The sequence below is a fragment of the Paracoccus actinidiae genome (genome assembly GCF_030863885.1).
In the GTDB taxonomy this organism is placed as follows: Bacteria; Pseudomonadota; Alphaproteobacteria; order Rhodobacterales; family Rhodobacteraceae; genus Paracoccus; species Paracoccus everestensis.
This window is the reverse complement of record NZ_CP132956.1, coordinates 1,822,345-1,837,753: the sequence shown is the minus strand read 5'-3', so window position 1 is coordinate 1,837,753 and position 15,409 is coordinate 1,822,345. Positions and strand designations below refer to the sequence as shown.

The window sequence follows — 15,409 nt, the reverse complement described above, 5'->3', positions numbered from 1 at the left end:
CTGACTTGGCTGAAAGGGGCGCGTCATGGGTTTTCGCATGGGTATTGTCGGCTTGCCGAACGTGGGCAAATCGACCCTGTTCAACGCGCTGACAAAAACTGCCGCCGCGCAGGCCGCAAACTTTCCCTTTTGCACCATCGAACCGAACGTCGGCGATGTGGCCGTTCCCGATCCCCGGCTTGACACGCTGGCCGGGATCGCGGGCAGCAAGCAGATCATCCCGACCCGCATCACCTTTGTGGACATCGCGGGTCTGGTAAAGGGCGCCAGCAAGGGCGAGGGGTTGGGCAACCAGTTCCTTGCCAATATCCGCGAGGTCGATGCCATCGCCCATGTCCTGCGCTGCTTCGAGGATGGGGATGTCACCCATGTCGAAGGCCGCGTCGATCCGATCGCCGATGCGGAAACCATCGAGACCGAGCTGATGATCGCCGATCTGGAATCGGTCGAACGCCGGCTGGCCAACATCGCCCGCAAGCTGAAAGGCGGCGACAAGGACGCCGTGGCCCAGGAAAAGCTGCTGAAGGCCGCGCAGGCGGCGCTTGGATCCGGCAAGCCCGCCCGCACCGTCCAAGTGGCCGAGGATGAGCGGAAGGCCTGGGATATGCTGCAACTGCTGACCGCCAAGCCCGTCCTGTTCGTCTGCAATGTCGAGGAGGACAAGGCCGCCACTGGCAACGCCCAGTCCGACCGCGTGGCCGACATGGCCCGTGCGCAAGGGGCGGGCCATGTCGTGATTTCTGCCCGGATCGAGGAGGAGATCAGCCAGCTTCCTGCCGAGGAGGCGACGATGTTCCTTGAAGAAATGGGCCTGCACGAGGCGGGCTTGGATCGCCTGATCCGCGAAGGCTACAAGCTGCTGGGCCTGGACACCTATTTCACTGTCGGTCCCAAGGAAGCCCGCGCCTGGACCATCCACAAGGGAACGCTGGCCCCGCAGGCCGCTGGCGTGATCCACGGCGATTTCGAACGCGGCTTCATCCGCGCCGAAACCATCGCCTATGACGATTACGTCACCTACAAGGGCGAGGCGGGCGCGCGAGAGGCAGGCAAGTTCCGGGTGGAAGGCAAGACCTATCCCGTCAAGGACGGTGACGTGCTGCATTTCCTGTTCAACGCCTGACGCCTTTCAGCGCGCCCAGAAATACCAAGCCGCCGCTGCGGCCAGCAGAACCACGACGATCCCCAAGGGGCCGCGCCACCACGGCCTGCGCTCCAGCGGATCGACCGACAGCGGTGCCGCCCCATGGCCCAGGTTTTCGCGGATCCGCTGCCGCGCGCGGGCCGGGGCCATCACCGGCGTCAGGTCGTCGGCCAAGCGCGCCAGCCGTTCCTGCCATTCCGCGACCTGCGCCCGGTCCGGGGATGCAGCCTGGGTGACCTGGATCCCAAGCGCGCGTTCGGCGGCGGCAAGGCTGTCCCCGTCATCCGCGGCATGGCCGGCCAGCCGTTCCAACCCTTCGTGCAGGGCATGGCGGGCCTCGTCGACGGGAATGCCCTGGCGTGCCGCAAGCCGGGGATAATCCAGCCCTTCCAGGTAAGCGATGCGCACCAGCCCCTGGGCCGTGCCGTCCCCACGGTTCCCCGCAGCGACCGAGGAGGGCAGGGGGCGTTCGCGCCGGTGGTCCATGGCCCGGTCGCGCGCCTGCGTCGAAAGCCATGCCTTGGGCGACAAGCCGCTGTCGCCGAACTGCTTTGCGTCATGCCAGATGCGGACATAGACCTGCTCCAGCGCCTCCTCGGCCTCGCGCCTGTCCTTGAGGATCGACAGGCACAATGCGTTCAAGCCCGCCGATGTGGTTTCGTAAAGCATATCAAAAGCGCGGCGGTCGCCATTGGCGACACGGGTGACCAGATCCTCCAGCATCGTTTGATTGGTATTCTGCAAGGGGCGGCGATCCTCTTGTGGTTGCGGGCCAACTTAGCAGGCCGGGGCGCCCCGTCAACGCAACCCCGTCTTGCACGCGGCGGACTTATGCGCGATCAAGGCCTGCGATACGAGGAAAGGGCCATGCGATGCTGGACATGAATGCCAAACCGACTGAGGAAATCGACCTGCGCGAGGTGTTCGGTCTGGACAGCGACATGAAGGTCAAGGGCTTTGCCGAACGGTCGGACCGCGTGCCGGAAATCGACAGCACCTACAAGTTCGACCCCGACACCACGATGGCGATTCTGGCGGGATTCGCTTATAACCGCCGGGTGATGATCCAGGGTTATCACGGCACCGGGAAATCGACGCATATCGAACAGGTGGCCGCGCGGCTGAACTGGCCCTGCGTGCGGGTCAACCTGGACAGCCATGTCAGCCGGATCGACCTGATCGGCAAGGACGCGATCAAGCTGGTCGAGGGCAAGCAGGTCACGGTGTTCCACGAAGGCATCCTGCCCTGGGCGCTGCGCAACCCCACCGCCATCGTCTTCGACGAATATGACGCGGGCCGGGCGGATGTGATGTTCGTGATCCAGCGGGTTCTGGAAACGGACGGCAAGCTGACGCTGCTGGACCAGAACGAGGTGATCACGCCCAACCCTTATTTCCGGCTGTTCGCCACCGCCAACACGGTGGGCCTGGGCGACACGACGGGCCTGTATCACGGCACGCAGCAGATCAATCAGGGCCAGATGGACCGCTGGTCGCTGGTCTCCACCCTGAACTATCTGTCCCATGACGCCGAGGCCGCGATCGTGCTGGCCAAGAACCCGACCTACAACACCGAAAAGGGCCGCAAGTGCATCGGCCAGATGGTGACGCTGGCGGACCTGACGCGCACGGCCTTCATGCAGGGCGACCTGTCCACCGTCATGTCGCCGCGCACGGTCATCACCTGGGCGCAGAACGCGCGCATCTTCGGCAACAACGTAGGCTATGCCTTCCGGCTGACCTTCCTGAACAAGTGCGACGAGCTGGAACGCCAGACGGTGGCCGAATTCTATCAGCGCCTGTTCGACGAGGAGCTGCCGGAAAGTGCGGCCGCAAAGGCCAAGTGACGGGGCGGGCCGTTCTGGCCCGCCGCCGGTTGGTCAGACTTCTTCCGCCACCGGATAGTCGACATAGCCCTCGGGGCCGCTGCCGTAGAAGGTGGCGGGATCCTGCTGGTTCAGGCCCAGATCCTTGCGGAAGCGGCGGGGCAGGTCCGGGGTGGCGATGAAATCCTTGCCAAAGGCCGCCGCGTCGGCGCGTCCCGTGGCGATCAGGTCGGCTGCGCTGTCGCGGGTCAGGTTTTCATTGGCAATGACCACGCCGCCGAAAGCCGCCTTGATGTCGTCCAGCAGGCTGTCTGGGCCGAGGTATTCGCGCAGGCACAGGAAGGCCAGGCCGCGGTCGCGCATCTGGCGGGCCACATGGGTGAACAGCGCCCGGGCATCGCTGTCGCCCATGTCGTGACCATCGCCGCGCGGCGCCAGGTGCAGGCCCACGCGATCCGCGCCCCAGACGCCGGTCACGGCATCGGTGATCTCCTCCAGGAAACGCACGCGGTTCTCGATCGGTCCGCCATACTGGTCGGTGCGCCGGTTGCTGCGGTCTTGCAGGAACTGGTCGATCAGATAACCGTTGGCGCCGTGGATTTCGACCCCGTCGAAACCTGCCCGCTTGGCGTTTTCGGCCCCTTGTCGATAGGCTTCGACAATGCCCGCGATCTCGTCGGTTTCAAGGGCGCGGGGCGTTTCGTATTCCTTTTTCGGCCGGACAAGGCTGACAGTGCCCGCAGGCTTGATGGCGCTTGGGGCGACCGGCAGTTCTCCATCCAGGAACAGCGGGTCGGAAATGCGCCCGACGTGCCACAGTTGCAGAAAGATCAGCCCGCCTGCGTCGTGGACGGCCTTGGTGACCAGTTTCCAGCCTTCGACCTGCGCGTCGTTCCAGATGCCCGGCGTGTCGGCATAGCCCACGCCCATCGGGGTCACGCTGGTGGCTTCGGACAAGATCAGCCCGGCACTGGCACGCTGCGCGTAATATTCCGCCATCATGGCGTTCGGAATGCGGTCGGCACCGGCGCGGGCACGGGTCAGCGGCGCCATGACGATGCGGTTTCCAAGGGTCAGGGATCCAATGGAAAGGGGATCGAAAAGGGTGGGCATGAAAACGTCCTTTCAATTCTTGCGTTCTGTGCAACTGTGTATCGGCCAGGTCGGTGTCAACCTGCCGCCGGCGCATGACAGCCTTGGCCTGCGCGCCCGTGACGGTTAGAACCACCTTCCGTTTCCGGAGGATCCCATGGACACAGCCGCCCGCATCGCCCGCCTTATCGCGACCGAGATCAATGCCACCCCCGCCCAGGTCACGGCCGCCGCCGACCTGCTGGACGGCGGGGCGACGGTACCCTTTGTCGCGCGATACCGGAAAGAAGCGACAGGGGGCCTGGACGACACGCAGCTTCGCACGTTGTCGGACCGCCTGGCCTATCTGCGGGACATGGAGGCGCGGCGGGCGGCGATCCTCAAGTCCATCAAGGATCAGGGCAAGCTGACCGACGACCTGGCCCGTGCCGTCGCGGGGGCGGAAACGAAATCCGCCCTGGAGGATATCTATCTGCCCTTCAAGCCCAAGCGGCGCAGCAAGGCCATGATCGCGCGGGAAAACGGGCTGGAGCCGTTGCTGCGCGCGATCCAGGACAACCGGGCCGCCGATCCTGCGGCATTGGCCACAGGCTATGTCACCGATGCCGTCGCCGATGCAAAGGCCGCCCTGGACGGCGCGCGCGACATCCTGGTCGAGGAACTGTCGGAAAACGCCACGCTGCTGGGCAGCCTGCGCGACTTCATGCGGGCCGAGGCTTTCATTGCCGCCAAGGTGATTGCAGGCAAGGAACAGGCGGGTGCCAAGTTCAGCGACTATTTCGACCATCGGGAAAAATGGTCGGCCATCCCGTCGCATCGCGCGCTTGCGATCTTGCGCGCCGCGAAAGAGGAAATCGTGACCATCGACATCTCGCCCGACCCCGACACCGGCGCCGCGCGGGCCGAGGGGATCGTGGCGCAGGCGCTTGGCCCCTTGGGCAGCGGCCCCGGCGATCTGTGGCTGCGGCAGGTGGCAGGCTGGACCTGGCGGGTGCGGTTGTCGAACACGATGTATATCGACCTGATGTCCGATCTGCGCAAACGCGCCCATGACGAGGCGATCCGCGTCTTCGGCCGCAACCTGAAAGACCTGCTGCTGGCTGCCCCCGCGGGCGCGCGGGTGACACTGGGCATCGATCCCGGCATCCGCACCGGCTGCAAGATCGCCGTGGTGGACGCCACCGGCAAGCTGCTGGACACCGCGACGATCTATCCCTTTCAGCCCAAGAACGACCTGCGCGGGTCCGAGGCCGCGTTGCTGGCATTGATCGCGAAACATGGTGCCGACCTGATCGCCATCGGCAACGGCACCGCCAGCCGGGAAACCGAACGGCTGGTGGCAGAAGTGCTGAAGCGCCTGCCCAAGGGCGCCAAGGTGCCGACCAAGGTCGTGGTCAGCGAGGCCGGCGCATCCGTCTATTCGGCCTCCGAACTGGCCGCGAGGGAGTTTCCGGGCCTTGACGTGTCCCTGCGCGGCGCGGTGTCCATCGCCCGGCGCTTGCAGGATCCGCTGGCCGAACTGGTCAAGGTGCCGCCCGAATCCATTGGCGTGGGGCAATATCAGCACGACGTGGACCAGCGGCAGCTTGCGAAAACGCTGGAAGCCGTGGTCGAGGATGCGGTGAACGCCGTGGGCGTGGACCTGAACATGGCATCCGCGCCGCTGCTGGCCCATGTCGCGGGGCTGGGACCGTCGCTGGCGCAGAACATCGTGGCCTGGCGTGATGAAAACGGCCCCTTTCCCTCGCGTGCGGCGCTGAAGAAAGTCGCGGGCCTTGGTCCGCGCGCCTTCGAACAATGCGCGGGCTTCCTGCGTATTCCCGGCGGCAAGGAACCGCTGGACGCATCCGCCGTCCACCCCGAGGCTTACGGCGTCGCGCGCAAGATCGTCGCCGCCTGCGGGCGGGACATCCGCGCGATCATGGGCGACGGGGCGGCGTTGAAGGGCCTGCGGGCCGAACAGTTCGTGGATGACCATTTCGGCCTGCCCACCGTCCGCGACATCCTGGCCGAACTGGAAAAACCCGGCCGCGACCCGCGCCCTGGCTTCGTCACCGCCAGCTTTGCCGAAGGGGTCGAGGATATCACCGACCTGAAGCCGGGCATGACACTGGAAGGAACGGTGACCAACGTCGCGGCCTTTGGCGCATTCGTCGATATCGGCGTGCATCAGGACGGGTTGGTCCATGTCAGCCAGCTTGCCGACCGCTTCGTCAAGGATCCGACCGAGGTGGTCAAAGTGGGCGACGTGGTGCGCGTCCGCGTGACCGAGGTGGACGTGCCCCGCAAGCGCATCGGCTTGACCATGCGGTCCGATGCCGAAGCTGCAAGGCCAGTGGCGAAACCGCAGCACAAGGCCGGGCCGCGATCTGCAAGCACTGCCCCGAAATCGGGCGGACAGGGCGGTTTCGGAGCAGCCCTGGCCGAGGCGATGCGGCGCAAATAGGGAACTTCTGGCCGCAATGGATCAGAACTGATACGGGCGCCGTTTGGTGAGATGGCAAACGGGGCAGAGAAGATGCGGATAAAGGTCGAGGTCGAGCTTCACTACAAGTTCAGGGCGCCGGGACCGGCGATCCTGGCGATCGAGGCCGCCGGGGCCTTTGGCCAGGAAATCAGCAAGGCAACCGTCGATTTTGGCCCGGTCGAACATCTGGCCCGCGTCCCGGGCGAGGAGGGGATCGGCGAAAAGATCATCATCCGTGCGGTCGACGACCTGCGCTGCACCTATCGCGCAGATGTGGTCGTGACGCGTCCTCGTCCGGTCTTCGAACGGATGAATGCCGCGGAAGTCGACGCGATGTCGGGCGACGCGCTGCGTTATCTGCTGCCGTCGCGGTATTGCCAGGCGGAACGCTTTGTTTCCTTCGCCCAGCAGCGGTTCGGCGACGAGATGGGCGGGGCCAAGGTTCTGGCGATCCGGGAATGGATCGAACAACGGCTGGATTATGTCTCGGGCGTCAGCGACCCGAACACGACGGCGGCCGACACCTTTCTGGAACGGCGCGGGGTTTGCCGCGACTATGCCCACCTGATGATCGCGTTGTGCCGTGCCGCCCAGATCCCCGCCCGCATCGCCAGTGTCTTTGCCCCCCGTGTCGATCCCCCCGATTTCCATGCCGTGGCCGAGGTTTACCTGGACGGCACATGGCACCTGATCGACCCGACCGGCATGGCCGGTGCCGATGAGATGGCCTTGATCGCGGTCGGCCGTGACGCGGTGGATGTGGCATTCCTGACGACCTTCACCGGGGCAGAACTGCTGACGCAGACCGTCAGGGTGACTGAAACCGGGTAAGGGCCGGTGTTGACCGATCATGCGTTCCAGCGCAGGCTTTGCCTTGACGACAGGGGACCGGCCGCGTTATGCCAGAAATGAACGGCCGTTCAATAAATCTGGGATGGGGGCTTCGGGGATGTTCACGCGAGGGATGGAATTCGATCTGGGCGAGGATGTGAACGCCCTGCGCGACATGGTGCATCGCTGGTCGCAGGACCGCATTAAGCCCATCGCGGCCCAGGTCGACCAGACCAACGCATTTCCGAACGACCTTTGGACCGAGATGGGTGACCTGGGGCTGCTGGGCATCACCGTCCCCGAGGAATTTGGCGGCGCGGGCATGGGCTATCTGGCCCATGTCATCGCGGTCGAGGAAATCGCGCGGGCCAGCGCATCCGTCAGCCTGTCCTATGGCGCGCATTCGAACCTTTGCGTGAACCAGATCAAGCTGAACGGCACGGACGAACAGCGCCGCAGGTATTTGCCCGACCTGTGTTCGGGCAAGGCCGTGGGCGCGCTTGCCATGTCCGAGGAAGGCGCGGGCAGCGATGTGGTCGGCATGAAGCTGCGGGCGGAAAAGAAGAACGACCGCTATGTCCTGAACGGCAGCAAGTACTGGATCACCAACGCGCCGGATGCCCATACCCTCGTGGTCTATGCCAAGACCGACCCGGATGCGGGATCCAAGAGCATCACCGCCTTTATCGTCGAACGCGGCATGGCCGGATTTTCCACCAGTCCCCACTTCGACAAGCTGGGGATGCGCGGGTCGAACACCGGCGAGTTGATCTTCGAGAATTGCGAAATCCCGTTCGAGAATGTGCTGGGCGAGGAAGGCCGGGGCGTGCGCGTGCTGATGTCGGGCCTTGATTACGAACGGCTGGTCCTGTCCGGCATCGGCACCGGCATCATGGCCGCCTGCCTGGACGAGGTGATGCCCTATGTCCGCGACCGCAAGCAGTTCGGCCAGCCAATCGGTTCGTTCCAGCTGATGCAGGGCAAGATCGCCGATATGTATGTCGCGCTGAACACCGCCCGCGCTTATGTCTATGAGGTCGCCAAGGCTTGTGACGCGGGCAAGGTCACCCGTCAGGACGCGGCGGGCGCGGTGCTTTATGCCAGCGAACAGGCGATGGTTCAGGCCCATCAGGCCGTGCAGGCGCTTGGCGGCGCGGGCTTCCTGAATGACAGCACGGTCAGCCGCCTGTTCCGCGATGCCAAGCTGATGGAGATCGGCGCAGGCACCAGCGAAATCCGCCGGATGCTGATCGGGCGGGAACTGATGGGCCTGGCGTGATGCGCGCCCTGCTGGCCTTGTCACTGCTTGCGGCCCCGGTCGGGGCGCAGGATCCCGCATCGTTAAGGGTTGATCCGTCGCTGGTCGAGGCCTGCGTGGCCGATACGCCACGGGGCGACCTGACGCCCGCCTGCATCGGGGCCGCCGCAAAGCAGTGCCAGCAGGCGCCTGGAGGTGACACCACCCTTGGCATCGCGCAATGCGTGATGGGTGAACATGACGCTTGGGACGCCGCGCTGAACCGCGAATACAAGGCCGCGCGGGCGATCTACAAGGACGATCAAACCGCTGCCGACAGCCTGCGCGCCGCACAACGGGCCTGGCTTGCCTGGCGCGATGCGGAATGTGCGTTTCAATACAACAGCTACGGTGGCGGCTCGATGCGCAACATTGCATCCGCCAATTGCCAGATGAGCATGACGGCTATGCGCACGCTTGAATTGAAGGCTTTGGGGGGATGGTAGGGGGATGCTCGGTCCGAGGATCGGAACCTCATAATCTCGCTGATGCCCGTGACAGGCGGATGGATCGCGCCTTGCCCCATCTCGGCGCCCTTCAGGATAGCGTCGGCACCGACGTCGCCGATGCTGACCGGAACCGTGCCCCTGCAAGCCGCGACCTCGTGCCTGCACGGGGCCGGAAACGTGATCTGGACCAAAGGCCTGCAAAGACAAGCCCGGCCGCGACCCTGCGCCGCGCTCCGTTCGGGAATACCTGCCCATGAAGCTGACATCCTCTGCCCTGACCACATCCGACGGCTTTCGTGCCAACCGTGCGGCCCATCTGGCACTGATCGAGGTCGCGCGCGCCGCCGCCTTGGCTGCTGCTGCCGGGGGCGGTGCCAAGGCGATGGAACGCCACACCAGCCGGGGCAAGATGCCGCCGCGCGAACGGGTCGCGAACCTGCTGGATCCGGGCAGCCTGTTTCTGGAGATCGGCGCCACGGCGGCGCATGGCCTGTATGACGGCGCGGCGCCCGGCGCGGGTGTGATCGCGGGCATCGGGCGGGTCCATGGCCAGGACGTGATGGTCGTGGCCAACGACGCCACGGTCAAGGGCGGCACCTATTACCCTCTGTCCGTCAAGAAGCACCTGCGCGCCCAGGAAATCGCCCAGGAATGCTGTCTGCCCTGCGTCTATCTGGTCGATTCGGGCGGCGCCAACCTGCCCAACCAGGACGAGGTCTTTCCCGACCGCGATCATTTTGGGCGCATCTTCTACAACCAGGCCCAGATGAGCGCCAAGGGCATCCCCCAGATCGCCGTGGTGATGGGCAGTTGCACCGCAGGCGGTGCCTATGTCCCGGCCATGTCGGACGTGACGATCATCGTGCGCAACCAGGGCACGATCTTCCTGGCCGGTCCCCCCCTTGTCCGCGCCGCCACCGGAGAGGTCGTGACCGCCGAGGATCTGGGCGGCGGCGATGTCCACACCCGCCTGTCGGGCGTTGCCGATTACCTGGCCGAGGATGACGCCCATGCCCTTGCCATGGCCCGCCGCGCCATCGGCAACCTGAACCGCCGGATGCCCGACAGCGTGGCCTGGCAATCGCCCGAACCCCCCGCCTTCGATCCCGAGGAGATCCTGGGCGTCGTCCCCACCGACTTGCGCACGCCCTACGACATCCGAGAGGTGATCGCGCGGGTCGTGGACGGCTCGCGCTTCGACGAATTCAAGGCCCGTTTCGGCGAAACCCTGGTCACCGGCTTTGCCCATGTCGAGGGCTGCCCGGTTGGCATTGTCGCCAACAACGGCGTCCTGTTTTCCGAAGCCGCGCAAAAGGGCGCGCATTTCATCGAACTCTGCAGCCCGCGGTCCATCCCTCTGGTCTTCCTGCAGAACATCACCGGCTTCATGGTCGGCCGCAAATACGAAAACGAAGGCATCGCCCGTCACGGCGCCAAGATGGTCACAGCGGTCGCCACGACCAATGTCCCTAAGATCACCATGCTGGTCGGCGGCAGCTTCGGCGCGGGCAACTATGGCATGGCGGGACGCGCCTATTCCCCGCGCTTCCTCTGGACCTGGCCCAATTCGCGCATCAGCGTGATGGGCGGCGAACAGGCGGCAGGGGTGCTGGCCTCCGTCCGTCGCGAGGGGATCGAGCGTCAGGGCGGCACCTGGTCGCCCGAGGACGAGGCCGAGTTCAAGCGCCCCACCATCGAGATGTTCGACCGCCAGTCCCACCCGCTCTATGCCTCGGCGCGGCTCTGGGACGACGGTATCGTCGACCCGCGCAAGACCCGCGACGTGCTGGCCTTGTCGCTACGCGCCAGCCTCAACGCGCCCATCGAGCCGACGCGCTTCGGCCTGTTCAGGATGTGAGGGGGAAATGACCCTTTTGCCTTGGTCCAAATATCCCGCGGGGGTCCGGGGGCGCGAAGCCCCCGGCTTGGCCCGCCACACGCAGGTGCCGCCATGTTCCAGAAAATCCTGATCGCTAACCGGGGCGAGATCGCCTGCCGCGTCATCGACACCGCCCGCAGGCTGGGCGTCCGCACTGTGGCCGTGTTTTCCGACGCCGACCGCGCCGCTCGCCATGTCGCGATGGCCGACGAGGCCGTCCATATCGGCGGCCCCGCGCCCAAGGACAGCTACCTGCGCGGTGACACGATCATCCGGGCCGCGCTTGATACCGGGGCGCAGGCGATCCATCCGGGCTATGGCTTCCTGTCCGAGAACCCGGACTTCGTCGATGCCGTCACGGCGGCGGGGCTGGTCTTCATCGGACCCTCGGCCGATGCGATTCGGGCGATGGGCCTGAAGGACGCCGCCAAGGCACTGATGGCGGATGCCGGCGTGCCGGTCGTCCCCGGTTATCACGGCCAGAACCAGGCTCCCGCGCATCTGGAAGAACAGGCGGGACAGATCGGCTATCCGGTCCTCATCAAGGCCGTGGCGGGCGGCGGCGGCAAGGGGATGCGCCTTGTCGAACGCCCGCAGGATTTCGCCGTCGCCCTGCAATCGGCGCATGGCGAGGCTGCGACCGCCTTTGGCAACCCGGCCGTCCTGATCGAGAAATACATCCAGCGGCCTCGCCATATCGAGGTCCAGGTCTTCGGCGACGGCACCAACTCCGTCCACTTGTTCGAACGAGACTGTTCCCTGCAACGCCGCCACCAGAAGGTGATCGAGGAAGCGCCGGCCCCCGGCATGACGGCCGAAGTTCGCGCCGCCATGGGCGATGCCGCCGTCCGTGCCGCCGAAGCGATCGGCTATGCCGGTGCGGGCACAATCGAATTCATCGTGGACGGCTCGAACGGCCTGCGCCCCGACGGCTTCTGGTTCATGGAGATGAACACCCGCCTTCAGGTAGAACACCCGGTGACCGAGGCGATCACCGGCATCGATCTGGTCGAATGGCAGTTGCGCGTGGCCTCGGGCGAGCCGCTCCCCGCACGGCAGAATGACCTGACCATCAACGGCCATGCCTTCGAGGCGCGCCTTTACGCCGAGGACGTGCCCGCGGGCTTCCTCCCGGCCACGGGGCGTCTGGCGCATCTGCGCTTTGCGGACGATGCCCGCAACGAAACGGGGGTGCGGCAGGGCGACACGATCAGCCCCTGGTATGACCCGATGATTGCCAAGGTCATCACCTGGGGCAAGACCCGCGCCATCGCGCTGAGCAAGCTGGAAGCAGCCCTTGTCGATACCGAGGTCGCGGGCACCGTCACCAATATCGACTTCCTCATCGCCCTGACGCGGCACCGAGGCTTCCGTGCGGGCGAGGTCGATACCGGGCTGATCGCCCGCGACCTGGACGCGCTTGTGGCTGCATCCGAACCCCAACCCGCCGCCCGCGCCTTGGCGGTGATCGGCTTGGCGGGGTTGGCCGACCCGCAGGTCAAGGGCGGCATGACCCTGTGGCAGCCCCTGCGGCGCACGATCCAATGGCAGGGCGGACAGGCCGTGCTGGAAGTCCTCGGCCCCGGCGCGGCCCGTGTGACGCTGGACGGCCAGCCGCTTGATGTCCGCTGGCAGGGCGACCGCTGGTGGGTGGACGGCAGCCTGTGCCGCCACCGCATCACCGGCCATGACAGCGGCGTCAGCGTCTTTGGCGCGGGCAGCCTGCATCTGGCGTTGCTGGATCCGCTGGACCGGCAGGCGGATGCCGGGGCAGGGGCGGCGCTGACGCTCTCGCCCATGCCGGGGCTTGTCAAGGCGGTCGATGTCAGCGCAGGGCAGGCCGTGAAGGCGGGCGACCGCCTCTGCGTGCTGGAAGCGATGAAGATGGAACATAGCCTGACCGCCGCCCGCGACGGCGTGGTGGCCGAGGTTCTGGCAAGCGCTGGCGATCAGGTCGAGGCAGGCGCCCCCCTGATCCGGCTGGAGGAAGAGGATGCCTGACACGCCCCCCGAACCCACGCCCCCCGAACCCACGCCCCCCGAACCCACGTCCACGGATGCGATGCCCCCGGCCTCGGGCGGCCCGGTCAAGGATGACAATGGCGACATCATCCTGTGGCACGTGCCGCTGTCGCGGTCGATGCGCATTCTGTGGCTGCTCAATGAACTGGAACTGCCCTTTGCCCTGCGGGTGATGGACCTGCGCAGCAAGCATATGCGCGGCGCGGAATACGAGGCGATCCACCCCGTCGGCCGCGCCCCCGCCTTGCAGATCGACGGCAGCGTGATCCATGAATCCGGTGCCATGGTCGAATACCTGTGCGAAACGCGCGGCCCGCACCTGGCGCGAGCGCCGGGCGAGGAGGGACGGCTGGGGTGGCTCGACTGGTTGCACTTTGCCGAAACCATCGGCCAGCACATCGCCAACCTGACGCAAAGCCATCTGATGCTGCGCGACCCCTCCATGCGTTCGCATACGGTGATGAAGCTGGAAACGGCGCGTCTGGCCCGCGCGCTGCGGCTGGTCGAGCAAACGGTCGAAAAACAGGACTGGCTGATGGCCAGCGGCTTTTCGGGCGTTGATTGCGCCGTGGGCTGGTCGGTCTGGACTGCGGGCCGCTTCGTGCGCCTGACGCCCGCGTTGCAAGCCTATGCCGACCGCTGCACCGCGCGCCCCGCTTTCCAACGCGCCCTGCCGCAGGAAGGCGAACCGCAGCTTTACGAACGCGATTTCTATGAGCTTCCCGATGCCTGAATTCGTCGAGATCTTCGAGATGGGGCCGCGCGACGGCTTGCAGAACGAAAAGCGGCTGATCCCGGCCGCCGACAAGATCGCGCTGGTGGACCTGCTGTCGCAGGCGGGTTTCCGGCGGATCGAGGTGACCAGCTTCGTCAGCCCGAAATGGGTGCCGCAGATGGGCGACGCCGCGCAGGTCATGGCGGGTATCACCCGCACGCCGGGCGTCAGCTATGCCGTCCTGACGCCCAACATGAAGGGCTATGAGGGCGCAAAAGCCGCGAAGGCCACCGAGGTCGCGATCTTCGCAAGCGCCTCCGAGGGCTTCAGCCGCGCGAACCTGAACGCGACCATCGCCGAAAGCCTGGAACGGCTGGCACCCGTCGCGCAGGCGGCACAAGCCGACAGGATCCCCGTGCGCGGCTATGTCAGCGTCGTCACCGACTGTCCTTTCGACGGCCCCACGCCCCCCGCCAATGTGGCCCGCGTGACCGCCGCGCTTCGCGATCTGGGTTGTTACGAGATCAGCCTGGGCGACACGATCGGGCACGGACGGCCCGAGACCGTCGACGCCATGCTGGCCGCCGTGCTGGACGAAATGCCCGCGCGTCAACTGGCCGGGCATTTCCACGACACCGCCGGCCGCGCGCTTGAGAACATCGACGCAAGCCTTGCGCGTGGGCTGCGGGTCTTCGACGCCGCCGTGGGGGGCTTGGGCGGCTGCCCCTATGCCCCCGGCGCTGCGGGCAATGTCGCGACGGAAAAGGTCGCGGCCCATCTGGCGGCGCAGGGCCATGCGCATCGCCTCGACATGACCATCATCGAAAAAGCCGCAGCCTTTGCGCGTGGATTGCGGGGAATGACCCATGCCTGAGACGATCCGCATCGACACCGACGCCCGTGGCGTGGCGACCCTGTGGCTGGCGCGGCCTGACAAGCACAATGCCCTGTCCCAGCGGATGATGGAGGAGTTGACCGAAGCCGCCGTCCAGCTTGGCGCGGATCCCGCCGTGCGGGTGGTGGTCCTGGCGGGCGAGGGCGCAAGCTTCTGCGCGGGCGGCGATCTGGGCTGGATGCGGGCGCAGATGGATGCGGACGCGGACACCCGCCGGGAAGGCGCGCGAACTCTCGCCGGGATGCTGTCGACGCTGAACCTGTTGCCCAAGCCGCTGATCGCCCGCGTCCACGGCAATGCTTTCGGCGGGGGCGTCGGCATGATGGCCGTGGCCGACATCGCCATCGCCGCCAGCACCGCGAAATTCGGGTTGACCGAGGTGAAGCTGGGCCTGATCCCCGCCACCATCGGTCCCTATGTCCTGGCCCGCATGGGCGAGGACAAGGCCCGCCGCGTCTTCTTCTCGGCCCGGCTGTTTGGCGCGGTCGAGGCCGTGACGCTGAACCTTGCCGCCCGCGCCGTCGCCCCTGACGATCTGGATGCGGCGGTCGAGGCCGAGGTCGTGCCCTTCCTGCTGGCGGCCCCCGGCGCCGTCGCCGCCGCCAAGGCGCAATGCCGCGCGCTTGGCCCGCGCATCGACCAGGCCGTGATCGAGGACAGCATCGACCGGCTGGTCGCCGTCTGGGAAGGGCCCGAGGCGCCCGAGGGGATTGCCGCCTTCTTCGACAAGCGCAAGCCGCGCTGGCAGGTCTGACCCGCATCCGCTATTGCAGGGCCAAGGCAGCAAGGGCG

Annotated in this window: 13 protein-coding genes; 11 read left to right on the top strand and 2 right to left on the bottom strand. The window is 66.3% G+C overall.

What is annotated here, in order from left to right; genetic code table 11:
- The first annotated feature begins 25 nt into the window (after nt 1–25).
- On the top strand, nt 26–1,123 hold the full coding sequence (gene ychF / locus Q5701_RS09235; protein ID WP_306754946.1) for a redox-regulated ATPase YchF: 1,098 nt from the start codon (nt 26–28) through the stop codon (nt 1,121–1,123).
- A gap of 6 nt (nt 1,124–1,129) precedes the next feature.
- On the opposite strand, the gene Q5701_RS09230 is transcribed toward ychF, so the two are convergent.
- Nucleotides 1,130–1,888 (bottom strand): sigma factor, encoded by a 759-nt coding sequence (locus Q5701_RS09230; RefSeq protein WP_306754945.1) that lies wholly within the window; start codon nt 1,886–1,888, stop codon nt 1,130–1,132.
- A 128-nt stretch (nt 1,889–2,016) separates the two neighbouring features.
- On the opposite strand from Q5701_RS09230, the gene cobS reads away from it, so the two are divergent.
- On the top strand, nt 2,017–2,991 hold the full coding sequence (gene cobS / locus Q5701_RS09225; RefSeq protein ID WP_234855536.1) for a cobaltochelatase subunit CobS: 975 nt from the start codon (nt 2,017–2,019) through the stop codon (nt 2,989–2,991).
- Nucleotides 2,992–3,024: 33 nt separating this feature from the next.
- On the opposite strand, the gene Q5701_RS09220 is transcribed toward cobS, so the two are convergent.
- Complete coding sequence (locus Q5701_RS09220) at nt 3,025–4,083, bottom strand: alkene reductase (protein ID WP_306754944.1); 1,059 nt, start codon at nt 4,081–4,083, stop codon at nt 3,025–3,027.
- Between the two features lie 136 nt (nt 4,084–4,219).
- Between Q5701_RS09220 and Q5701_RS09215 the strand changes: the two genes are divergently transcribed.
- The 9 genes from Q5701_RS09215 to Q5701_RS09175 all read left to right on the top strand — a co-directional run bounded on the left by Q5701_RS09215 (nt 4,220) and on the right by Q5701_RS09175 (nt 15,371).
- Entirely contained in the window at nt 4,220–6,508 is a 2,289-nt protein-coding gene (locus Q5701_RS09215; RefSeq protein ID WP_306754943.1) for a Tex family protein, read from the top strand.
- A 51-nt stretch (nt 6,509–6,559) separates the two neighbouring features.
- Nucleotides 6,560–7,360, top strand: a complete 801-nt coding sequence (locus Q5701_RS09210; RefSeq protein WP_306754942.1) for a transglutaminase-like domain-containing protein — start codon at nt 6,560–6,562, stop codon at nt 7,358–7,360.
- Between the two features lie 118 nt (nt 7,361–7,478).
- On the top strand, nt 7,479–8,639 hold the full coding sequence (locus tag Q5701_RS09205; protein WP_306754941.1) for an isovaleryl-CoA dehydrogenase: 1,161 nt from the start codon (nt 7,479–7,481) through the stop codon (nt 8,637–8,639).
- Nucleotides 8,639–9,103 carry a lysozyme inhibitor LprI family protein gene (locus Q5701_RS09200; RefSeq protein WP_306755381.1) on the top strand — a complete coding sequence of 155 codons (465 nt, stop codon included), beginning with the start codon at nt 8,639–8,641 and terminating at the stop codon, nt 9,101–9,103. Before Q5701_RS09205 ends, Q5701_RS09200 begins: the two co-directional genes overlap by 1 nt.
- Nucleotides 9,104–9,359: 256 nt before the next feature.
- Complete coding sequence (locus Q5701_RS09195; RefSeq protein ID WP_306754940.1) at nt 9,360–10,964, top strand: carboxyl transferase domain-containing protein; 1,605 nt, start codon at nt 9,360–9,362, stop codon at nt 10,962–10,964.
- Between the two features lie 93 nt (nt 10,965–11,057).
- Nucleotides 11,058–12,986: an acetyl-CoA carboxylase biotin carboxylase subunit gene (locus Q5701_RS09190; RefSeq protein WP_306754939.1), complete on the top strand. Its 1,929-nt coding sequence runs from the start codon at nt 11,058–11,060 to the stop codon at nt 12,984–12,986.
- On the top strand, nt 12,979–13,740 hold the full coding sequence (locus tag Q5701_RS09185; protein ID WP_306754938.1) for a glutathione S-transferase family protein: 762 nt from the start codon (nt 12,979–12,981) through the stop codon (nt 13,738–13,740). The genes Q5701_RS09190 and Q5701_RS09185 overlap by 8 nt, the downstream gene beginning before the upstream one ends.
- Complete coding sequence (locus Q5701_RS09180) at nt 13,733–14,596, top strand: hydroxymethylglutaryl-CoA lyase (RefSeq protein ID WP_306754937.1); 864 nt, start codon at nt 13,733–13,735, stop codon at nt 14,594–14,596. Before Q5701_RS09185 ends, Q5701_RS09180 begins: the two co-directional genes overlap by 8 nt.
- Nucleotides 14,589–15,371, top strand: coding sequence for a crotonase/enoyl-CoA hydratase family protein (locus tag Q5701_RS09175; RefSeq protein ID WP_306754936.1), 783 nt, complete (start codon nt 14,589–14,591; stop codon nt 15,369–15,371). Before Q5701_RS09180 ends, Q5701_RS09175 begins: the two co-directional genes overlap by 8 nt.
- The last annotated feature ends 38 nt before the right edge of the window (nt 15,372–15,409 follow it).

Coding starts and splice junctions, on each gene's coding strand:
- Q5701_RS09185 (WP_306754938.1), top strand. CDS start 12,979: ATGCCTGACACGCCCCCCGAACCCACGCCCCCCGAACCCACGCCCCCC.
- Q5701_RS09175 (WP_306754936.1), top strand. CDS start 14,589: ATGCCTGAGACGATCCGCATCGACACCGACGCCCGTGGCGTGGCGACC.
- Q5701_RS09220 (WP_306754944.1), bottom strand. CDS start 4,083: ATGCCCACCCTTTTCGATCCCCTTTCCATTGGATCCCTGACCCTTGGA.
- Q5701_RS09205 (WP_306754941.1), top strand. CDS start 7,479: ATGTTCACGCGAGGGATGGAATTCGATCTGGGCGAGGATGTGAACGCC.
- Q5701_RS09180 (WP_306754937.1), top strand. CDS start 13,733: ATGCCTGAATTCGTCGAGATCTTCGAGATGGGGCCGCGCGACGGCTTG.
- Q5701_RS09215 (WP_306754943.1), top strand. CDS start 4,220: ATGGACACAGCCGCCCGCATCGCCCGCCTTATCGCGACCGAGATCAAT.
- cobS (WP_234855536.1), top strand. CDS start 2,017: ATGCTGGACATGAATGCCAAACCGACTGAGGAAATCGACCTGCGCGAG.
- Q5701_RS09200 (WP_306755381.1), top strand. CDS start 8,639: ATGCGCGCCCTGCTGGCCTTGTCACTGCTTGCGGCCCCGGTCGGGGCG.
- Q5701_RS09210 (WP_306754942.1), top strand. CDS start 6,560: ATGGCAAACGGGGCAGAGAAGATGCGGATAAAGGTCGAGGTCGAGCTT.
- ychF (WP_306754946.1), top strand. CDS start 26: ATGGGTTTTCGCATGGGTATTGTCGGCTTGCCGAACGTGGGCAAATCG.
- Q5701_RS09195 (WP_306754940.1), top strand. CDS start 9,360: ATGAAGCTGACATCCTCTGCCCTGACCACATCCGACGGCTTTCGTGCC.
- Q5701_RS09190 (WP_306754939.1), top strand. CDS start 11,058: ATGTTCCAGAAAATCCTGATCGCTAACCGGGGCGAGATCGCCTGCCGC.